General features: G+C 42.7%; 14 protein-coding genes. 9 read left to right on the plus strand and 5 right to left on the minus strand.

Annotated features, from left to right (window positions below):
• Positions 1-241: 241 nt before the first annotated feature.
• The 7 genes from E4T71_RS06045 (at position 242) to nrdI (ending at position 9483) form a co-directional block, all read left to right on the plus strand.
• Positions 242-1009, plus strand: a complete 768-nt coding sequence (locus E4T71_RS06045; protein WP_167758479.1) for an XRE family transcriptional regulator — start codon at positions 242-244, stop codon at positions 1007-1009.
• 678 nt (positions 1010-1687) lie between these two features.
• On the plus strand, positions 1688-2326 hold the full coding sequence (locus E4T71_RS06050; RefSeq protein WP_135038092.1) for an ATP-binding cassette domain-containing protein: 639 nt from the start codon (positions 1688-1690) through the stop codon (positions 2324-2326).
• A complete protein-coding gene (fetB, locus tag E4T71_RS06055; protein WP_135038094.1) occupies positions 2323-3087 on the plus strand; it encodes an iron export ABC transporter permease subunit FetB in 765 nt (254 codons plus the stop codon). The genes E4T71_RS06050 and fetB overlap by 4 nt, the downstream gene beginning before the upstream one ends.
• Before the next feature lie 254 nt (positions 3088-3341).
• Positions 3342-5843: a leucine--tRNA ligase gene (gene leuS / locus E4T71_RS06060; RefSeq protein WP_135038116.1), complete on the plus strand. Its 2502-nt coding sequence runs from the start codon at positions 3342-3344 to the stop codon at positions 5841-5843.
• Positions 5844-6337: 494 nt separating this feature from the next.
• Entirely contained in the window at positions 6338-8155 is a 1818-nt protein-coding gene (glmS, locus tag E4T71_RS06065) for a glutamine--fructose-6-phosphate transaminase (isomerizing) (protein WP_135038096.1), read from the plus strand.
• A gap of 321 nt (positions 8156-8476) precedes the next feature.
• A complete protein-coding gene (locus E4T71_RS06070) occupies positions 8477-9016 on the plus strand; it encodes a hypothetical protein (RefSeq protein WP_135038098.1) in 540 nt (179 codons plus the stop codon).
• Positions 9016-9483, plus strand: a complete 468-nt coding sequence (gene nrdI / locus E4T71_RS06075; RefSeq protein ID WP_135038100.1) for a class Ib ribonucleoside-diphosphate reductase assembly flavoprotein NrdI — start codon at positions 9016-9018, stop codon at positions 9481-9483. Before E4T71_RS06070 ends, nrdI begins: the two co-directional genes overlap by 1 nt.
• 53 nt (positions 9484-9536) lie before the next feature.
• Here the strand turns inward: nrdI and gorA are convergent, their stop codons facing one another.
• The 5 genes from gorA to pbp2a all read right to left on the minus strand — a co-directional run bounded on the left by gorA (position 9537) and on the right by pbp2a (position 14312).
• Positions 9537-10886, minus strand: coding sequence for a glutathione-disulfide reductase (gene gorA, locus E4T71_RS06080; RefSeq protein WP_135038102.1), 1350 nt, complete (start codon positions 10884-10886; stop codon positions 9537-9539).
• A 98-nt stretch (positions 10887-10984) separates the two neighbouring features.
• On the minus strand, positions 10985-11524 hold the full coding sequence (nusG, locus tag E4T71_RS06085) for a transcription termination/antitermination protein NusG (protein ID WP_135038104.1): 540 nt from the start codon (positions 11522-11524) through the stop codon (positions 10985-10987).
• Between the two features lie 98 nt (positions 11525-11622).
• Positions 11623-11802 carry a preprotein translocase subunit SecE gene (gene secE / locus E4T71_RS06090; RefSeq protein WP_135038106.1) on the minus strand — a complete coding sequence of 60 codons (180 nt, stop codon included), beginning with the start codon at positions 11800-11802 and terminating at the stop codon, positions 11623-11625.
• 9 nt (positions 11803-11811) lie between these two features.
• Entirely contained in the window at positions 11812-11964 is a 153-nt protein-coding gene (gene rpmG / locus E4T71_RS06095; protein WP_135038108.1) for a 50S ribosomal protein L33, read from the minus strand.
• Between the two features lie 107 nt (positions 11965-12071).
• On the minus strand, positions 12072-14312 hold the full coding sequence (gene pbp2a / locus E4T71_RS06100; protein WP_135038110.1) for a penicillin-binding protein PBP2A: 2241 nt from the start codon (positions 14310-14312) through the stop codon (positions 12072-12074).
• Positions 14313-14413: 101 nt separating this feature from the next.
• On the opposite strand from pbp2a, the gene E4T71_RS06105 reads away from it, so the two are divergent.
• Positions 14414-15289 carry an RluA family pseudouridine synthase gene (locus E4T71_RS06105; protein WP_135038112.1) on the plus strand — a complete coding sequence of 292 codons (876 nt, stop codon included), beginning with the start codon at positions 14414-14416 and terminating at the stop codon, positions 15287-15289.
• A 76-nt stretch (positions 15290-15365) separates the two neighbouring features.
• On the plus strand, positions 15366-16715 hold the full coding sequence (locus tag E4T71_RS06110) for a glucose-6-phosphate isomerase (RefSeq protein ID WP_135038114.1): 1350 nt from the start codon (positions 15366-15368) through the stop codon (positions 16713-16715).
• The last annotated feature ends 764 nt before the right edge of the window (positions 16716-17479 follow it).

The raw sequence follows: 17479 nt of genomic DNA on the forward strand, positions 1-17479 counted from the left end.
TACATTTTTATCCCTAGAACAATTTGGTGAATAATAAAAATCATCAGAAATTCCAGTTGATTATTGGTTGTTTCTGATGATTTTTTAGGCATTTACACAGATTCTTCTGAGGTATGAATAATTTGGGTTTAAGACGATACCTTATTCTCCAAGTGTTTTGCTACTTTTTGTTTTTCAAATGATAATTCGGGGTTGTTTCCAATCTCTACATGTTATAATGCTGTTTAAAGGGGGATATGCTATGAGTGTGAAGGAAATGATTGGAAAAAGAATTAGGGCAGAAAGAGAAAGAAAAGGCTTTTCTCGGGAGAGTCTGTGTGGATGTGAGGAAGAGTTGACGGTTCGTCAGTTGGCTCGGATTGAATTGGGAGAGTCCCTTCCTTCAATCGTTAAGTTAGAATATATCGCTCAGGTTTTAGACACCAATATAACAACGCTTTTGGCGGGTGAAAGTATCAGTATTCCCGATGAGTATTTTACCATGAAATACCAACTGTTCAAATTTCCAACCTATGGGGATAAGGAACGCTTGGCTAAGAAGATACAAATGGTGGAAGATATTTATGAAAAATATTTTGATTATTTGCCGGAAGAAGAACTTTTTATGTTGGAGTTGGTTGACAATACATTGGATTATCGATCGACAGGCAAGACAGCAGCAGCAGAAGATGTTTTTGAAGATTTTTTTAAACAGTTATTTTTGAAAAAACAGTATACTGTAAATGATTTATTGTTAGTTTCATATTATGCACTTCAGTGTCAAAATAGGGATTATGATAAAAACTTGTTAAAACCTTTGGAGATACGTGTTTTAGAACAGGAGGTTTCAGGAGATGAGTACTATAATGCAGAACTGTTGGGAACGCTAACTGCAATAGCAGGGGTGTATTTGGATCATGCAGAGTATTCCAATATAAAAAGGCTATCAGATAGAATGCATATTCTTATTGCGGAGACACAGATACATACTGCTAAACCGGCGGCTCTTATTTTTGTCCATTCTTTATAATGAATTCATAAAGTTTGAAAGCGCCTTATTTAGATGTTGGATTTTCAGCTTTGAACAGTCGATAAGGTTTATTCGATTAATGATGTGGTTGCCAAATATAGATATCAACACAAATGATAAAGCAAGGGTGTGAAACTAGAGTTGTGCTACAATAAAATTAGAAAAACGGAGGTCTAGTCATGAAAAATACTCAATCAAATAATCAGGAATTAAAGCAAATCTTTCTACTCATTATAGTGTTGGGTCCTTTGACAGCCATGATGATGGATAGTAGACCGCTGGTATCCGCTATTTGTATAGCCTTTATTTTGTTGCTTGCCTTGAAAGGTCTGGTAAGTGTAAGTCGTAAGTAGGAATTATGCGCCAAGAGACTGGGCAAAAACTAGCAATTTCTGGCTTAGCTTGAAATTTGAATAAATAGAAAACAGCTTAGAATCAACGTTTTTAATAACGTAATTCTAAGCTGTTTTCTATTTCGAAGGCTTTTTGCCCAGCCTCTTTTAGGTTCTATAATAAGTTGTGTGGAATCCCTGAAAACTGACAAAGAACCGATTTTTAGTATCCCCCAATCTTTTTTAAACTGTCTGACTTTTATGATCTTTGTCCAAGTGGTTGACAGGAGGGCTGGGAAAGACTATAATTAGAATTATTCTAAATAAAGATAAAGGAGTGGCGGTTATGGCAGTGTTTACGGTGGAATCTCTGGGCTTTTCAGATAAGGAGCAGATGATTTTGCAAGCGATTGATTTTTCGGTTCAAGAGGGAGAGCGGTTAACACTGGTTGGCCCATCTGGTAGCGGTAAGAGTAGTATTTTGAAGCTCTTGGGAGGGCTGATTTCTCCGAGTCAGGGGCAGGTCCTGTATCAGGGTAGTAATCTGGCTGACTTGGATATGCCGCTCTATCGTCAGGAGGTGTCTTATTGTTTCCAGCAGCCGGTTTTGTTTGGCAAGACGGTCGCGGATAATTTGGCCTTCCCCTTCGAGGTGCGGCAGCTAGCTTTTGATCATCAGCGGGCGGTCCAAGCTTTGCGGAGGGTCAACCTTTCTGAAACTTTTTTAAACAAGAACATTACGGATTTGTCCGGTGGGGAAAAACAAAGGGTGGCTTTGGTTCGAAATTTACTATTTGAGCCAAAGGTTTTACTGCTGGATGAAATAACGGTAGGGTTAGATGCGGGGACCAAGGAGGTCGTGCATGATCTAATTGATGAGTCCCACGCATCCGGGAAAACGATCATTGAAGTGACCCACGACGCTACAGAAATTGCGGCGGCTGAGAAAGTATTGCAAATTGAAGGAGGAAGGTTAGTTCTATGACAAATGTATCGGTTGATAATCTATCGCTAGTCTTGATTTTTACCCTGGTTCTGGTAGCCATGGGGATTAGTCAGAAGGAAAAGCTGGGGCTGACCAAGGATATTGCCATGGCTGTACTTCGGACAGTTGTGCAATTGATTTTAGTGGGTTATGTTCTCCAGTTTATCTTCCAGGTTTCCAATGTCTTTTTGAGCCTGGCCATGGTGCTGGTGATTCTCTACAATGCTAGTAGCCAGGCCAATAAGCGCAATCCCAATCCCAATAAGAAACAGCTTTATCCTTTCCTAGCTCTTTTGGTCTCCACAGGTTTAACTTTGGGGATCCTGGTGGCTTCTGGAGCGATTCAGTTTATCCCATCGCAGGTAATTCCGATTTCGGGGATGTTGGCCAGCAATGCCATGGCAGCTGTTGGGCTATCCTACCGGTCCATGCATCGTCTGTTTACAGATAACCGCCAGCAGGTACTGGAAAAATTAAGTCTCGGGGCGTCTGTGAAGCTAGCTTCCCAAGATATTTTAAGAGAGAGCATCCGGACGGGGATGCAGCCAACCATTGATTCTGCTAAAACAGTGGGGCTTGTCAGTCTACCCGGGATGATGTCTGGCTTGATTTTTGCGGGGGTCGATCCGGTGCATGCGATTCGTTACCAGATCATGGTGATGTTTATGTTGCTGTCGGCAACCAGTCTGGCGGCTGTTATCGCCTCCTACTTTGCCTACCGGACCTATTTCACCAGTAAGGCCCAGTTGGATTTTGAATAGCTTCCTGTTGGTGACTTCGAGAATCATCTTATTTCCGCAAACGATTTTGCATTCAAACGAGGTGGCGAGACCTAGCTATCAGAAAAGCTTAGGCAAGGCCTAGCTAACGCCGGGTGAAGAAAAAAGGAAAGACTGGATTCCTGACATAAGGGCTCCAGTCTTTCTTTTGGTCAGGAAACTGGCTGGAATGGCTTGGTTATCCTGATTTTTTTATGGTATAATGGGGTTAATTTATTGTTAAAGTGAGGCAGATGATGAGCTTTTATAATCACAAAGAAATTGAGCCCAAATGGCAGAAGTTCTGGGCGGAGAATCAGACTTTCCGGACTGGAATGGATGCGGATAAACCCAAGTTTTATGCCTTGGATATGTTCCCTTATCCGTCTGGAGCGGGTCTCCATGTAGGGCATCCAGAAGGTTATACAGCGACGGATATTTTGAGTCGTTACAAGCGGGCTCAGGGTTATAATGTCCTTCATCCGATGGGATGGGACGCTTTTGGTCTACCTGCGGAGCAGTATGCCATGGATACCGGGAATGATCCTGCGGAATTTACGGCGGAGAATATTGCTAACTTTAAGCGCCAGATTAATGCCCTTGGTTTCTCGTATGACTGGGACCGTGAGGTGAATACGACGGATCCGAATTATTACAAGTGGACGCAGTGGATTTTTACCAAGCTTTATGAGAAGGGTTTGGCTTATGAAGCTGAGGTGCCTGTTAACTGGGTTGAGGAATTGGGGACAGCGATTGCCAACGAAGAGGTGCTTCCAGATGGAACTTCTGAGCGTGGGGGTTATCCGGTTGTCCGCAAGCCAATGCGTCAGTGGATGTTGAAGATTACAGCCTATGCGGATCGCTTGTTGAAGGACTTGGAAGAGCTAGATTGGCCTGAGTCTATCAAGGATATGCAGCGGAACTGGATTGGTAAGTCTTCTGGAGCGACTGTTCATTTCAAGATTAAGGGTCATGAGGAGACTTTCTCTGTCTTTACAACTCGTGTGGACACGCTTTTTGGAGCTAGCTACGCTGTTTTGGCTCCGGAACATGCCTTGGTGGATGTGATTACTACCCCTGAGCAGGCAGAGGCTGTGGCTGAGTACAAGCGTCAAGCGAGTCTCAAGTCAGACTTAGCTCGGACGGATTTGGCCAAGGAGAAGACAGGTGCCTTTACGGGTGCTTATGCCATCAACCCTGCCAATGGCAAGGAGATTCCAATCTGGATCGCCGATTATGTTTTGGCTAGCTACGGAACAGGTGCGGTGATGGCGGTTCCGGCTCATGATGCGCGTGACTGGGAATTTGCTAAGGTTTATGATCTTCCTCTCCTCCCTGTTATTGAGGGTGGCGATGTTGAGAAGGAGGTCTATACTGGAGATGGGCCGCATATTCATTCAGAATTTTTAGATGGTTTAAATACTGAAGAGGCTAAAGCCAAGATGACGGCTTGGTTAGAAGAAAAAGGGATGGGAGAAGAGACCATCACTTACCGTCTACGTGACTGGCTCTTTAGTCGCCAACGTTATTGGGGGGAGCCTATTCCAATTATTCATTGGGAAAATGGAACTTCCACAGCTGTTCCAGAAGACCAGCTACCGCTAGTCCTTCCCAAAACAAACGACATTAAGCCGTCTGGTACCGGGGAAAGTCCACTAGCCAACCTTACCGATTGGTTGGAAGTGACACGGGAAGATGGTGTTAAAGGTCGTCGGGAAACCAACACTATGCCGCAATGGGCTGGTTCCAGTTGGTATTACCTCCGCTACATCGACCCTCACAATACAGAGAAGTTGGCCGATGAGGAGTTGCTCAAGATGTGGTTGCCAGTTGATATCTATATTGGTGGTGCCGAGCATGCCGTTTTACACTTGCTCTATGCCCGCTTCTGGCACAAGTTCCTTTATGACCTCGGCGTGGTTCCAACCAAGGAGCCATTCCAAAAACTCTTTAACCAAGGGATGATTTTGGGAACCAGCTATCGTGATGGCCGAGGTGCTTTGGTCGCAAGCGATAAGGTCGAAAAACGAGATGGATCCTTCTTTAATAGTGAGACTGGTGAAGAATTGGAGCAAACACCAGCTAAGATGTCTAAATCCCTCAAAAACGTTGTCAATCCTGACGATGTGATTGAGCAATTCGGGGCGGACACACTACGGGTTTATGAAATGTTTATGGGGCCATTGGATGCTTCCATCGCTTGGAGTGAAGAAGGGCTAGAAGGAAGCCGAAAATTCTTGGATCGGGTTTATCGTCTCATTACGAGCAAGGAAATCACTGATCAAAACGATGGCCAGCTAAACAAGGTTTATCATGAAACGGTTAAGGCTGTGACTGAGCAGATTGAAGATTACAAATTTAACACTGCTATTGCCCAATTGATGATCTTCGTCAATGCAGCGAACAAGGCCGATAAGCTCTATAAAGGTTATGCCCAATGCTTTGTGCAACTTTTGGCACCATTTGCCCCACACTTGGCAGAAGAACTTTGGCAAACCCTGACTGCTTCAGGTGAGTCCATTAGCTATGTGGCATGGCCAAGCTATGATGAAAGCTTCTTGGTGGAAGCCGAAGTTGAAATCGTTGTTCAAATCAAAGGTAAGGTTCGCGCTAAACTTATGGTTGCCAAAGACCTTTCCAAAGAAGACCTAGAAGCAACAGTCCTCGCCAATGAAAAAGTTCAATCCGAAATTGAAGGAAAAGAAATCATCAAAGTTATCGCAGTACCAAATAAACTGGTTAATATTGTTGTGAAATAATTGAAAAGCTAGGAACCGATGCTCAAGAGCGTTGATTCCTAGCTTGATTATTTTTTTATATGATATTGCATCGGTTAAATCCCTTGTTTTTCGAAGTGATTCTGTCACCACCTTTTTCAGGATGGTCCAACTTTTATCGATAGGATTCAGTTCTGGGGAACAAGGTGGTAGAGGTAAAAAGAAGTGTCCATTACAACTAGAAAGCTCATCTAATATCTTCTTATAAATTTATTTGAATATTGGGAACTTGGTGATTTTGAAAACATCTGAATGATTGTTGATGGGGTGTCTGAAACAGACATCTTGAATCTCCTAGAAATTGCATGAAAACATGATAAAAAGATTACAGTTTTCAGTTTTACTTCATCAATATGGAACAAGAGAAAGGATTTACCAATTTTAATCCTTGACAAACCAATCCCAACAAACTATAATCTTGACAGTTAATTCACAAAAGTCGAATTAGACTATACCAATTTTGGAGGAATTCAATTATGTGTGGAATTGTTGGTGTTGTGGGAAATTTCCAGGCAACTGATATTCTTTTGCAAGGATTAGAAAAGCTTGAGTACCGTGGATACGATTCAGCAGGTGTTTATGTTTCAAATGGTGCCAACTCTGGTCGTTTGGTGAAAGCCAATGGTCGGATTGTGGATTTGGAAGCCAAGGTTGGTGCAAGCCTTGAAGGTTTTACTGGGATTGGTCATACCCGTTGGGCAACTCACGGGAAACCAAGCGAACTCAATGCCCATCCGCATCAATCAGAATCTGGTCGTCTGGTCATGGTTCATAACGGTGTCATTGAGAATTATGCAGAAATCCGTGATGAATACTTAGCTGGGCACCAGTTCCAAGGTCAGACGGATACCGAAATTGCAGTACACCTTGTTGGCCATTTTGTTGATACCGAAGGGTTGAGCGTTTTGGAAGCTTTTAAAAAAGCTCTAAATATCATTGAAGGTTCTTACGCTTTTGCTCTGATGGACACTGAGAATCCAGAAGTTCTTTATGTAGCTAAGAATAAATCGCCACTCTTGATTGGCTTGGGTGATGGTTACAATATGGTGGGCTCAGATGCCATGGCTATGATTCGTGAAACCAGTGAATTTAAAGAAATTCATGACAAGGAATTGGTTGTTGTGGAGAAAGACCAAGTCACTATCACGGATTATGCAGGCAATCCGGTAGAGCGTGATAGCTATACTGCGGAGTTGGATTTGTCCGATATTGGTAAAGGTACTTATCCTTACTATATGCTGAAAGAAATCGATGAGCAACCAACCGTGATGCGTAAACTCATCTCCACTTATGCGGATGCTGATGGCAAGATGAAGGTTGATCCAGCTATCGTTCAAGCAGTACAAGAAGCAGACCGTCTCTACATTATCGCTGCGGGAACTTCTTATAATGCAGGATTTGCCTCTAAGAAAATGTTGGAAGAATTGACGGATACTCCAGTGGAGTTGGGAATTGCTTCTGAGTGGGGATATGAGATGCCACTCTTGAGTCAAAAACCGCTCTTTATCTTCTTGACTCAATCAGGAGAAACTGCTGATAGCCGTCAGGTTTTGGTGAAGGCTAATGAGATGGGGATTCCAAGTTTGACGGTGACCAATGTCCCTGGCTCTACTCTATCCCGTGAAGCGACATATACACTTCTTCTTCATGCGGGGCCAGAAATTGCCGTTGCCTCTACGAAAGCCTACACTGCGCAGATCGCAGCCCTTGCCTTTTTAGCTAAAGCAGTTGGTGAGGCCAATGGAAATGTGAAAGCTGAAGCTTTTGATTTGGTGCATGAATTGTCAATTGTAGCGCAATCCATTGAGGCTAGTCTATCTGAAAAAGACTTGATTGACAGCAAGGTTCGGAGTCTTTTGGAAACAACCCGCAATGCTTTTTATATCGGTCGTGGTCAGGATTACTATGTAGCGATGGAAGCTAGTCTTAAATTGAAAGAAGTATCTTATATCCAGACCGAAGGATTTGCGGCGGGTGAATTGAAACACGGAACAATTTCCTTGATTGAAGAGGGGGTTCCAGTTATTGCCTTATTATCTGCGAATGAAAAAGTAGCAGCTCATACTCGTGGAAATATTGCCGAAGTGCAAGCGCGTGGTGCCAATGTCTTGACGATTGTGGAAGAAGGTGTGGCGCGTGAGGATGACGATATTATTGTTAACCAAGTTCATCCGTATCTCTCTACGATTGCGATGGTTATCCCAACCCAGTTGATTGCTTATTACGCGACTCTTCATCGTGGTTTGGATGTGGATAAACCACGGAACTTGGCTAAATCTGTAACAGTCGAGTAGAAGAGCCTCGGTTCCAACTTTTAGAATAGAAGTTGGACACCTTGTAAGGTTTATAGATGATAAAGAGGATGGTCTGGGACCATCCTCTTTTTGAGATATTAGATCTTTAAAAGGGAGGGGCAATGCTGCCTGTTTCTTTACTCGGAATTACCGAGTTCATTATTTTTGTGAATATTTCATCTATTATTTTCGAATAGATAAGGGAAGAGTAGAGGTGCTTTATTGGTTTTTCCTTGACTTTTTAGGGGCATAGGTCTATTCTAATAGTATAAATAATAGTATAGATGATGCAGTTTATTCAGCTTAATATGAGGAGGATTTATGAAAAAGAAACCGATATTTTTATATATTTTATTGGGATTATCAACTTTGGGCTTATTGATGAATATCTATGGTTTTATTCAACTTCCAAATATTCTCAAGGCATGGAATGAGTTTCTAACTGATGAGACAATGCTCCAACAATTGGGGGGGGTGGAAGTTGTCAAGCTTCAAATTGCTACATTGGAATGGTCAAGGAGCCCTCTGTCTCTCTCTTTGACTGCAACGACAACGATTCTTTTTGGAGTTTCTGCTTTCTTTTTATTTTTCAAAAAGGATATTGAGAAATCTGTCTATAGTTACCTTGCAATGCGTGTCGCAGTGCTTGTAAGTGCTATGTTTGCTGTTATGAGTTCTAATCAAATGGCTCGTTCATTATTGAAAAATAAAGAAAGATTAGCGGAAACCTTGAATGCTAATAAATATGCTGCGATTATATCTGTGGTTATTTTTCTACTCCTATCTGCGCTTGCTTATTTTGGATTGCGTCGTTACCAGAAGAGTTTGGAAGACGAAGTTCTTGAAACAGAGGTGTTCTAATGCAGGAGTTGACCTTTGTTTATATTAGTCTTAGCGGTAATACAGAAAGTTTTGTCACGCGCCTCCAAACTTATTTACTCATCCAAAATCCTAGTTTGACTATCAATTTGATTGATGTTAAAGCTTTGGTCAAGGAGGAGCAAGAATTCTTTTTGCTGAATAAACCCTATGTTACTTTTATTCCCACCTATTTGGAAGGTGGGAATGGGCTTGATAGTGGAGATGTGGAAATTCTGACTACCGATGTTCGAGATTTCATGGCCTATGGGGAGAATTCCTTTTATTGTCTAGGAGTTATCGGTAGTGGGAATCGTAATTTTAACCAACAGTATTGTTTGACAGCTCAACAATATAGCCAGCAATTCTCGATTCCCGTATTAGATACGTTTGAAATGAGGGGAATGCAGAATGATGTAGAACGCATCGCCCATAAAATCCTGGGAGCTTATGCACAAATTCATTCTTAATCGTTGAAAACACCCAGTTGCTCTGAGAAATGAGCAACTGGGTGTTTTGTTGTTTATCGCATGGTGACAAATTCTTCAGATCCTGTTGGATGAATGGCGACGGTTGCATCAAAGTCTGCTTTGGTTGCTCCCATTTTAATAGCTACGGCGAAGCCCTGAATCATTTCGTCAACACCATAGCCAATACCATGAAGTCCTATTACCTGTTCTTCTTTACCAAGGGTAACAAGCATCAGTTTAACAGGTTGACGGTGTTGGGTAACCGCTGTATACATGGATGCAAAAGTTGAGGTATAAGTTTTAATATGCTCGGCTCCATATTTTTGGATGGCTGCTTTTTCGGTGAGTCCGACACTTCCAATAGCTGGATGGGAAAAGATTACAGTTGGAATCGTGTTGTAGTCCATTTTAGCGTTCGTTTGCCCATTAAAGAGACGTTCAGCCAGAGTTCGTCCGGCTTTGATTGCTACCGGTGTTAATTCTTTTTCACCTGTGACATCGCCGAGTGCGTAGATACCAGGACTGCTTGTATTTTGGTAGGCATCGACTTGGATAAAGCCACGCTCTGTTTGTTTGACACCGGCTGCTTGCAAGTTCAGACCAGTAGTATTTGGCTCACGTCCGATAGCCCAAAGGACAGTCTCGCTAACATGTGTACTCCCATCTTCAAAGCTTAATTGAATACCATCTGAGACTTTTTGAGCTTGCTGCACAACCTTGTGGCGATGGAGGTGAATCTGCTCGGCTTCCATTTCTTGTAGCAATCCGTCGAGGATGTAGGAATCTAGATAACGCAAAGGAGCATCTTGGCGGACAAAGAGATCTACTTGAACTCCAAGACTAGCCAGCATACCAGCCATTTCGACGGCGATGTAACCTGCTCCAACAATTGCGATGGATTTTGGAAGCTCTTCCCAAGCAAAGACATCATCAGAGACGAAACCAAGCTCTTTCCCTGGAATATCCGGTATGCTAGGTTTGGCACCTGTGGCAATGAGGATGTGTTTAGCACGGATAAGCTCCCCATTGACCTCAACTGTTTGTGGATCAACAAAGCGAGCATAGCCTTCAATGACCTCTACCCCATTTCGTTCAAATTGGCCGCCGTAGGAATTACGGGAGCGCTCTACATAGGCTTCACGATTTTTTCGCAAGGTAGCAAAGTCAAACTGGGTGTCTGAGGATGTGAAACCATAATTTGCACCGTATTTTGTATAGACGTCTGCTACAGAGGCGCCGTACCACATGATTTTCTTGGGAACACAACCAAGATTGACACAAGTGCCCCCAAGAAGATTCCCTTCAATAACAGCTGCCTTAGCTCCATACATGGCTGCCCGATTGACAGTTGCAATACCACCAGATCCTCCCCCAATCGAGAGGATATCATATTCTTTTACCATACTATTTACTCCTTTACCCCTATTTTACAATTTTAGCTTCAGAAATACTTAATTTTGATATGAAAAAGACTTTGCCGTTCGGCAAAGCCAAGAAGAGTTTACAACTCCGCAATTTGGGTGATATCGACTTCTGCAAGGGTATCGTTCCCGAACATGGTAATCATCATTTTCACCTTGTTATGATCAATTTCTGTGATTTTACCAGTGTAGTCTGTGAAGGCACCATCGATGATACGGACGGTATCTCCTTCTTTGAAGTCTAGGTTCAAGTCTTCAACCGTTTGACCCATAGAGACTAGGATGGCACGGATTTCCTCTTCCAATAATGGTGTTGGTTTCGAACGGTTTCCGTGAGAGCCAACAAAACCAGTAACGTTTGGTGTGTTCCGAACGACAAACCAAGCCTCATCGGTCATGACCATTTCAACTAGAACATAACCAGGGAAGCGATTTTCTTCGACTTCCTTCTTTTTTCCATTTTTCTCAACCTGAACAGTTTGAGTCGGAATTTCAACGCGAAGAATATTCTCTAACATATTGTAGGTCTGTGCACGCTGGAGAAGATTCTCCTTGACCTTATTTTCATACCCAGAGTAGGTTTGAAGAACAAACCATCCCTTGTCAAAACTATCTAACATGGACATTCCTTTCCTATATAAAAAAGCCCGAAGGCTTGGGTGTTTTCTTCTCAATTATAACAAAAAAACTCCCGAACTTGGGGAGTTTTTATCGATTCTTATCGGAAAAAATCCAATAAAAGATTAAAGACTCTTGATACAGCCTGGTCAAATAGGAAAATGACAAGGATGAAAAAGGCAGAGTATTGTAGGACAGACCAAAAGTCAGTCCAGCGTTGTTTTCGATTGGGCCAAGTGGTATCCCGCAAGACCCGGAAGGTATCGAGGACAAATCTCATTGGTATCTCCTAACGTGTTTCTTTATGAGTGGTATATTTGCTGCAATGTTTGCAGAATTTATTAACTTCGAGCCGTGTTGGTTTGGGATTACTGCTAAGCTTGATGGAGTAATTCCGTGAGCCACAAACCGTGCAGGCTAAACTTGCTTTTTTTAGTGCCATGATGCCTCCAGTAGTCCTATTATAGCAAGATTTAAAATTCTTGCCAAGTTTTAATACGGGGAAACAGCGGCTCAGGCTAAAAGCCTATAGGATTTGGTGTTTCATGTCTATTGGAAAAGTCCGGTAAAGTTATCCCAAAGGTTCTTAGCTTTTTCTGGGAGCTGGGCGCTGTTTAAAGCTTCTTTAGCCTGATCGACCATGGTTTGAGCCTGATTTTGGACATCGTTTAAGAAACTATTGAGATTATTCGAGTTGTTTGTCTCCTCTTGCTCATACAAATTGACAGGGGCAATACCGTTAGCAGCATAGGCATTTTGAACAGTGAAATTGCTGCCTTCCGTATAGGGGAGGACACTAGCGGCCAGACTTTGGAAGATGGTTGCTGCTTCAGTTGATGAGGTTCCGGTTAAGTAATGTTCCTGATCAGTTTCAGGAAAACCGATCCATTGGCTGATGACTACGTCGGGGGTATAACCGATAACCCACTGGTCGCTTGAGACATCTGGGTTGAAATCAGTTTCCATGGTTCCGGTTTTACCAGCCATGGTGTAGCCGGCAGGAGCTGCATAGATACCGGTTCCATTGGTAAAGGTTCCTAACATCATTTGGTTCATTTTATCTGCATCAGAGTTGGACATGACTCGTGTAGAATTGGATTTATGGGTCTTGATAATCTGGCCACTGGCATTTTCGATTTTGGTGATTAAATGGGCATCACGCATGATCCCATTATTGGCGAAGGCCCCATAGGCCTGAGCCATTTGAAGCGGATTTGTCTCAAAACCGCTACCTAATGCCATCCCGAGAGTTGGAGTATCACTGGCTAATCTGAGGCCGAACTTTTTAGCACTTTCGACTCCTTTTTCAATTCCGAGCTCATCCAAGGTTGCGACAGCGGGGAGGTTGAGGGAATCGGCTAAAGCCTCATACATCGGAACCGTTGGTGTAGTTGTCATACCAGCATAGTTATCAATACTATAGTCACCATAGGTTTTTTTGCTGTTGTTTAGCTGGGTATTGATCGACCAACCAGCAGCGAGGGCTGGTGTGTAGGAAACAATGGGTTTGATGGTAGATCCTGGGCTACGCTTAGATTGGGTAGCGTAGTTAAAGCTCCGGAATTCGGGATTTTCATCAGAATTAATACGTCCCACTAAGGCACGTACTCCCCCTGTTTGTGGATCTAGGGCCACACTTCCAGATTGAGCGTAAGTGCCGTCGGTAGCTTGTGGAAAGAGGCTTTCATTGTCATAAATTAACTGCATATTGGCTTGGTAGTTTTGGTCTAACTCGGTGTAGATCCGGTAACCATTGTTCACAATATCTTCTTCGGAGAGTCCATAGGTTTTTTCGGCTTCTGCAATGACGGCATCAAAGTAGGATGGATAGCGATAGTCATCTGTCTTACCGGCATAGGTATCGGACAACTGGGAAGCCATCTCGATAGCTGCTGCCTGATCAGCTTCTTCTTGACTGATGTAGCCAGCGTTGACCATGTTTTGTAGAACCGTATTGCGTCGGTTGGTCGCATTCTCTAAGGAAGATAGTGGATTGTAGAGTTCAGGTCCTTTGAGCATCCCCGCCAAGGTTGCTGCTTGATCCAGGCTTAGTTCACTCGCAGAGATTCCGAAGTATTTCTGACTAGCATCCTCGATTCCCCAAATTCCATTTCCGTAGTAGGCATTGTTTAGGTACATGGTTAGGATTTCTTCTTTGGAGTACGCTTTTGTTAATTCTAAAGCTAAGAAGAACTCTTTCGCCTTCCGCTGGATGGTTTGGTCTTGGGATAAATAGGCGTTTTTAGCCAACTGTTGGGTAATCGTAGAGCCACCTCCGCTACGACCCGCCGTCACAATGGCTAAGGCAAAACGACCGTAATTGATACCACTATTTTCGTAGAAGGAGCGGTCCTCAGTTGCCACCACTGCTTGTTGCAAGTTTGGATTGATGGCTGTTAATTCCACATAGGTCCCCTTACGACCGGTAAGACTTCCTGCTTCATCGTCATTGTGGTCATAAATAATGGTTGTGGCTTTGAGGGCATTTTGTAAATCGTCAACATTGGCAGATTTGGCGAGGAAAAAGAGCCAGCCTCCAACAATCAAACTAAAGGATAAGATGAGGATGAGGAGGATTTTGGTCAGGTGGTAGCGCCGCCAAAAGCGGCGAAAACCAGTCCAGAATCGGCTTTTTTTCTTAGTCGCTGTGCGGCTGTTCTCGCTATCCTCAGATTCTTGAGGTGAGGGATCTGTGTAACCTTCGTTTTGGTTGCTTAAAGTTTCGTCTTCGTGTTCGGTAGCCTTAAAGAGCTGTAAAAATTGCTCAAAGGCGGATTTTAGTCTATTCATAGGGCTATTGTATCAATTTCTCCACAAGTGAACAAGAAAATGCCTTAGCTCGCAGCTTGCTTTCAGTTTTTCTTAAGCTTTCTTTCTGTTACAATGAAGGTATGAAGATTAGCATTACCATTCCTGTTGCCTGGGCAGGTCTTACTATCAAACAAGTTTTGGAGGAGCAACTGCTGATTCCTCGAAAAATCCGGCATTTTCTAAGAATGGATAAGACATTGACCCTAGATGGACAAGAGGTTCATTGGCAAAGTATCGTTGTAGAGGGGCAACTCTTGGACTTGGAGTTTAAGGAGGACTGGTACGACTCCCGCCAAGTTCAAGCTGGGCAGGCGAATCAAGTGGAGGTACTCTATGAGGATAAGCATTTAATCGTCGTCAACAAACCAGAAGGGATGAAGACCCATGCCAATCAACCTGGTGAAATGGCCTGTCTAAATCATGTTGTGGCTCATACTGGACAAACCTGCTATGTGGTTCACAGGCTAGATCAGGAGACCAGTGGTGTGTTATTGTTTGCCAAGAATCCCGTGATTCTTCCATTGCTCAATCGACTGTTGGAAAGACGCGAAATCAAACGGGAATACTGGGCTTTGGTACAAGGGAATTTTCCACAAAAACGGCAAGTTTACCGAGATTCAATTGGTCGCCATCGTCATGACCGCCGTAAGCGTAGAGTGGATACTAAGAATGGTCAGAGGGCAGAGACCATGGTGACAAGGCTCAAGTCGGGGCGGAATGCGACCTTGGTGGCCTGTCAGTTGGCAACGGGACGGACACATCAAATTCGGGTGCATTTGTCTTATCATGGTCATCCGCTTGTGGGAGATCCTTTGTATCATCCTCGTCCAAAGGGCCGGCTCATGCTCCATGCTTACCGTTTAAGTTTCGTTCATCCGTTGACACAGAAGGCTCTGGTTCTGCAAGCTTTATCGCCCAGTTTTGAAGCAAGTATAACGTTTGCACTAAATCGCTAATTTTTGTGAATTTTCTTGCTTTTTTTTCTATAAAAGAGTAAGATAAGGGAGATAAAAAATTGGAGGGAGTAGGAATATGTCACATATTCAATTCGATTATTCAAAAGTGCTCGACAAATTTGTAGCTCCGCATGAAGTGGACTACATGCAAGCACAAGTTTCAGCAGCTGACGAACTTCTACGCAAGGGAACAGGAGCTGGAAGTGACTTTACAGGCTGGTTGGACCTTCCTGAAAATTACGACAAGGAAGAGTTTGCGCGTATTCTTGAAGCGGCTGAGAAAATCAAAGCTGATAGTGAAGTCTTGGTTGTTATCGGAATTGGTGGATCTTATCTTGGTGCGAAGGCAGCGATTGATTTCTTGAACAATCATTTTGTGAACTTGCAAAGCAAGGAAGAACGCAAGGCGCCACAAATTCTTTACGCTGGAAATTCCATCTCTTCTACTTATTTGGCAGACTTGGTTGAGTATGTTGAAGATAAGGACTTCTCAGTAAACGTAATCTCTAAATCAGGTACAACTACAGAACCAGCGATTGCTTTCCGTGTTTTCAAGGAACTTTTGATTAAAAAATATGGTCAAGAAGAAGCCAATCGCCGGATCTACGCAACAACTGACCGTGAAAAAGGTGCGGTTAAAGTAGAAGCTGATGCCAATAACTGGCAAACATTTGTTGTACCAGATGATGTCGGTGGTCGTTTCTCAGTTTTGACAGCTGTAGGATTGCTTCCAATTGCTGCGTCTGGTGCAGATATTCAAGCTCTGATGGATGGAGCGAATGCTGCTCGTAAAGACTATGATTCAGCGGACTTGAAAGAAAATCAAGCTTATCAATATGCTGCAGTTCGCAATATTCTTTACCGTAAGGGATATGCGACGGAAATCTTGGTCAATTATGAGCCATCTCTTCAATACTTTAGCGAGTGGTGGAAACAATTGGCAGGGGAGTCAGAAGGAAAAGACCAAAAAGGAATTTACCCAACATCTGCAAATTTCTCCACAGACTTGCACTCTCTTGGTCAATTTATCCAAGAAGGAGCCCGTATTATGTTTGAAACAGTGGTTCGTGTAGACAAACCACGTAAAAACGTGATAATCCCTGAATTTGCAGAAGATCTAGATGGTCTAGGCTATATTCAAGGAAAAGATGTGGACTTTGTAAACAAGAAAGCAACTGACGGAGTCCTATTGGCTCACACAGATGGAGATGTGCCAAATATGTTTGTGACCCTACCTGAACAAGATGCCTTCACTCTTGGTTATGTGATCTACTTCTTCGAGTTGGCAATTGCTATTTCTGGTTACCTTAACGGAATCAATCCATTTGACCAGCCAGGTGTTGAGGCTTACAAGAAAAACATGTTTGCCCTTCTTGGGAAACCTGGATTTGAAGACTTATCTGCGGAGCTGAATGCACGTCTATAATCAAAAGAAGAGGTTGGAGACTTTCCAGCCTCTTTTATTGTAGGAAAGATCTGATTGTCAATCAACTACTGTGTCAAAGTATTTTGACCTCTTAAAAATGAAAAACTGTTACTGAAGCCCAGTCTCAAGGATTTGAATGCTCTTCAAGAACTTTTTAATGAGACTTGATCCCTCATAGGTTATAGAATGCCATCCCAGATTTCTCATGGTACATCTGGGATTCTTGCTGCTGCTTGCCTTATACTGCATGTTGTTAGATTTTTTTGCAGAGGAGTGATCGGATTTGGATTTGTAAATAAAATGAGAGTTGAAGGGAATTCGTCATTAGTGTATAAGAAAAAGGGATTGATTGTATCAGTCCCTTTAAGTATTGTTTAACCAGTTGTTTTATTTTTTGAAAAAAGAGTGCGAGATTAAAATACCTAGAACGTTATAGGTAAACCCTTGGTGAAGTATTTTATGACTTTCTAACCATTATATCACAATAAAAAATTTTTTTATAGACTAGTTTTTTATTTAAAAAGTGATATACTATAAATGTGAAAGAAATCACAATTATAAATTAAAAAATTATCGTATATTAGAAAGGGAGATTAATCATGTATTAAGAGTGAACCTAAGATTTCAGCAGAAAATTGGTTCTTTGTCAAGTTGTGTGGAATCCTTGAAAACTGACAATGTAGAATAAAGACAATCTTCTTCCTCCCCTCCTTAGAGGGGAGGGATTTTTAGATAGAGTGGACAGCAGGAGTCTGCATCCAGTA

It is taken from the genome of Streptococcus sp. WM07, assembly GCF_004570525.1.
Lineage (GTDB): Bacteria > Bacillota > Bacilli > Lactobacillales > Streptococcaceae > Streptococcus.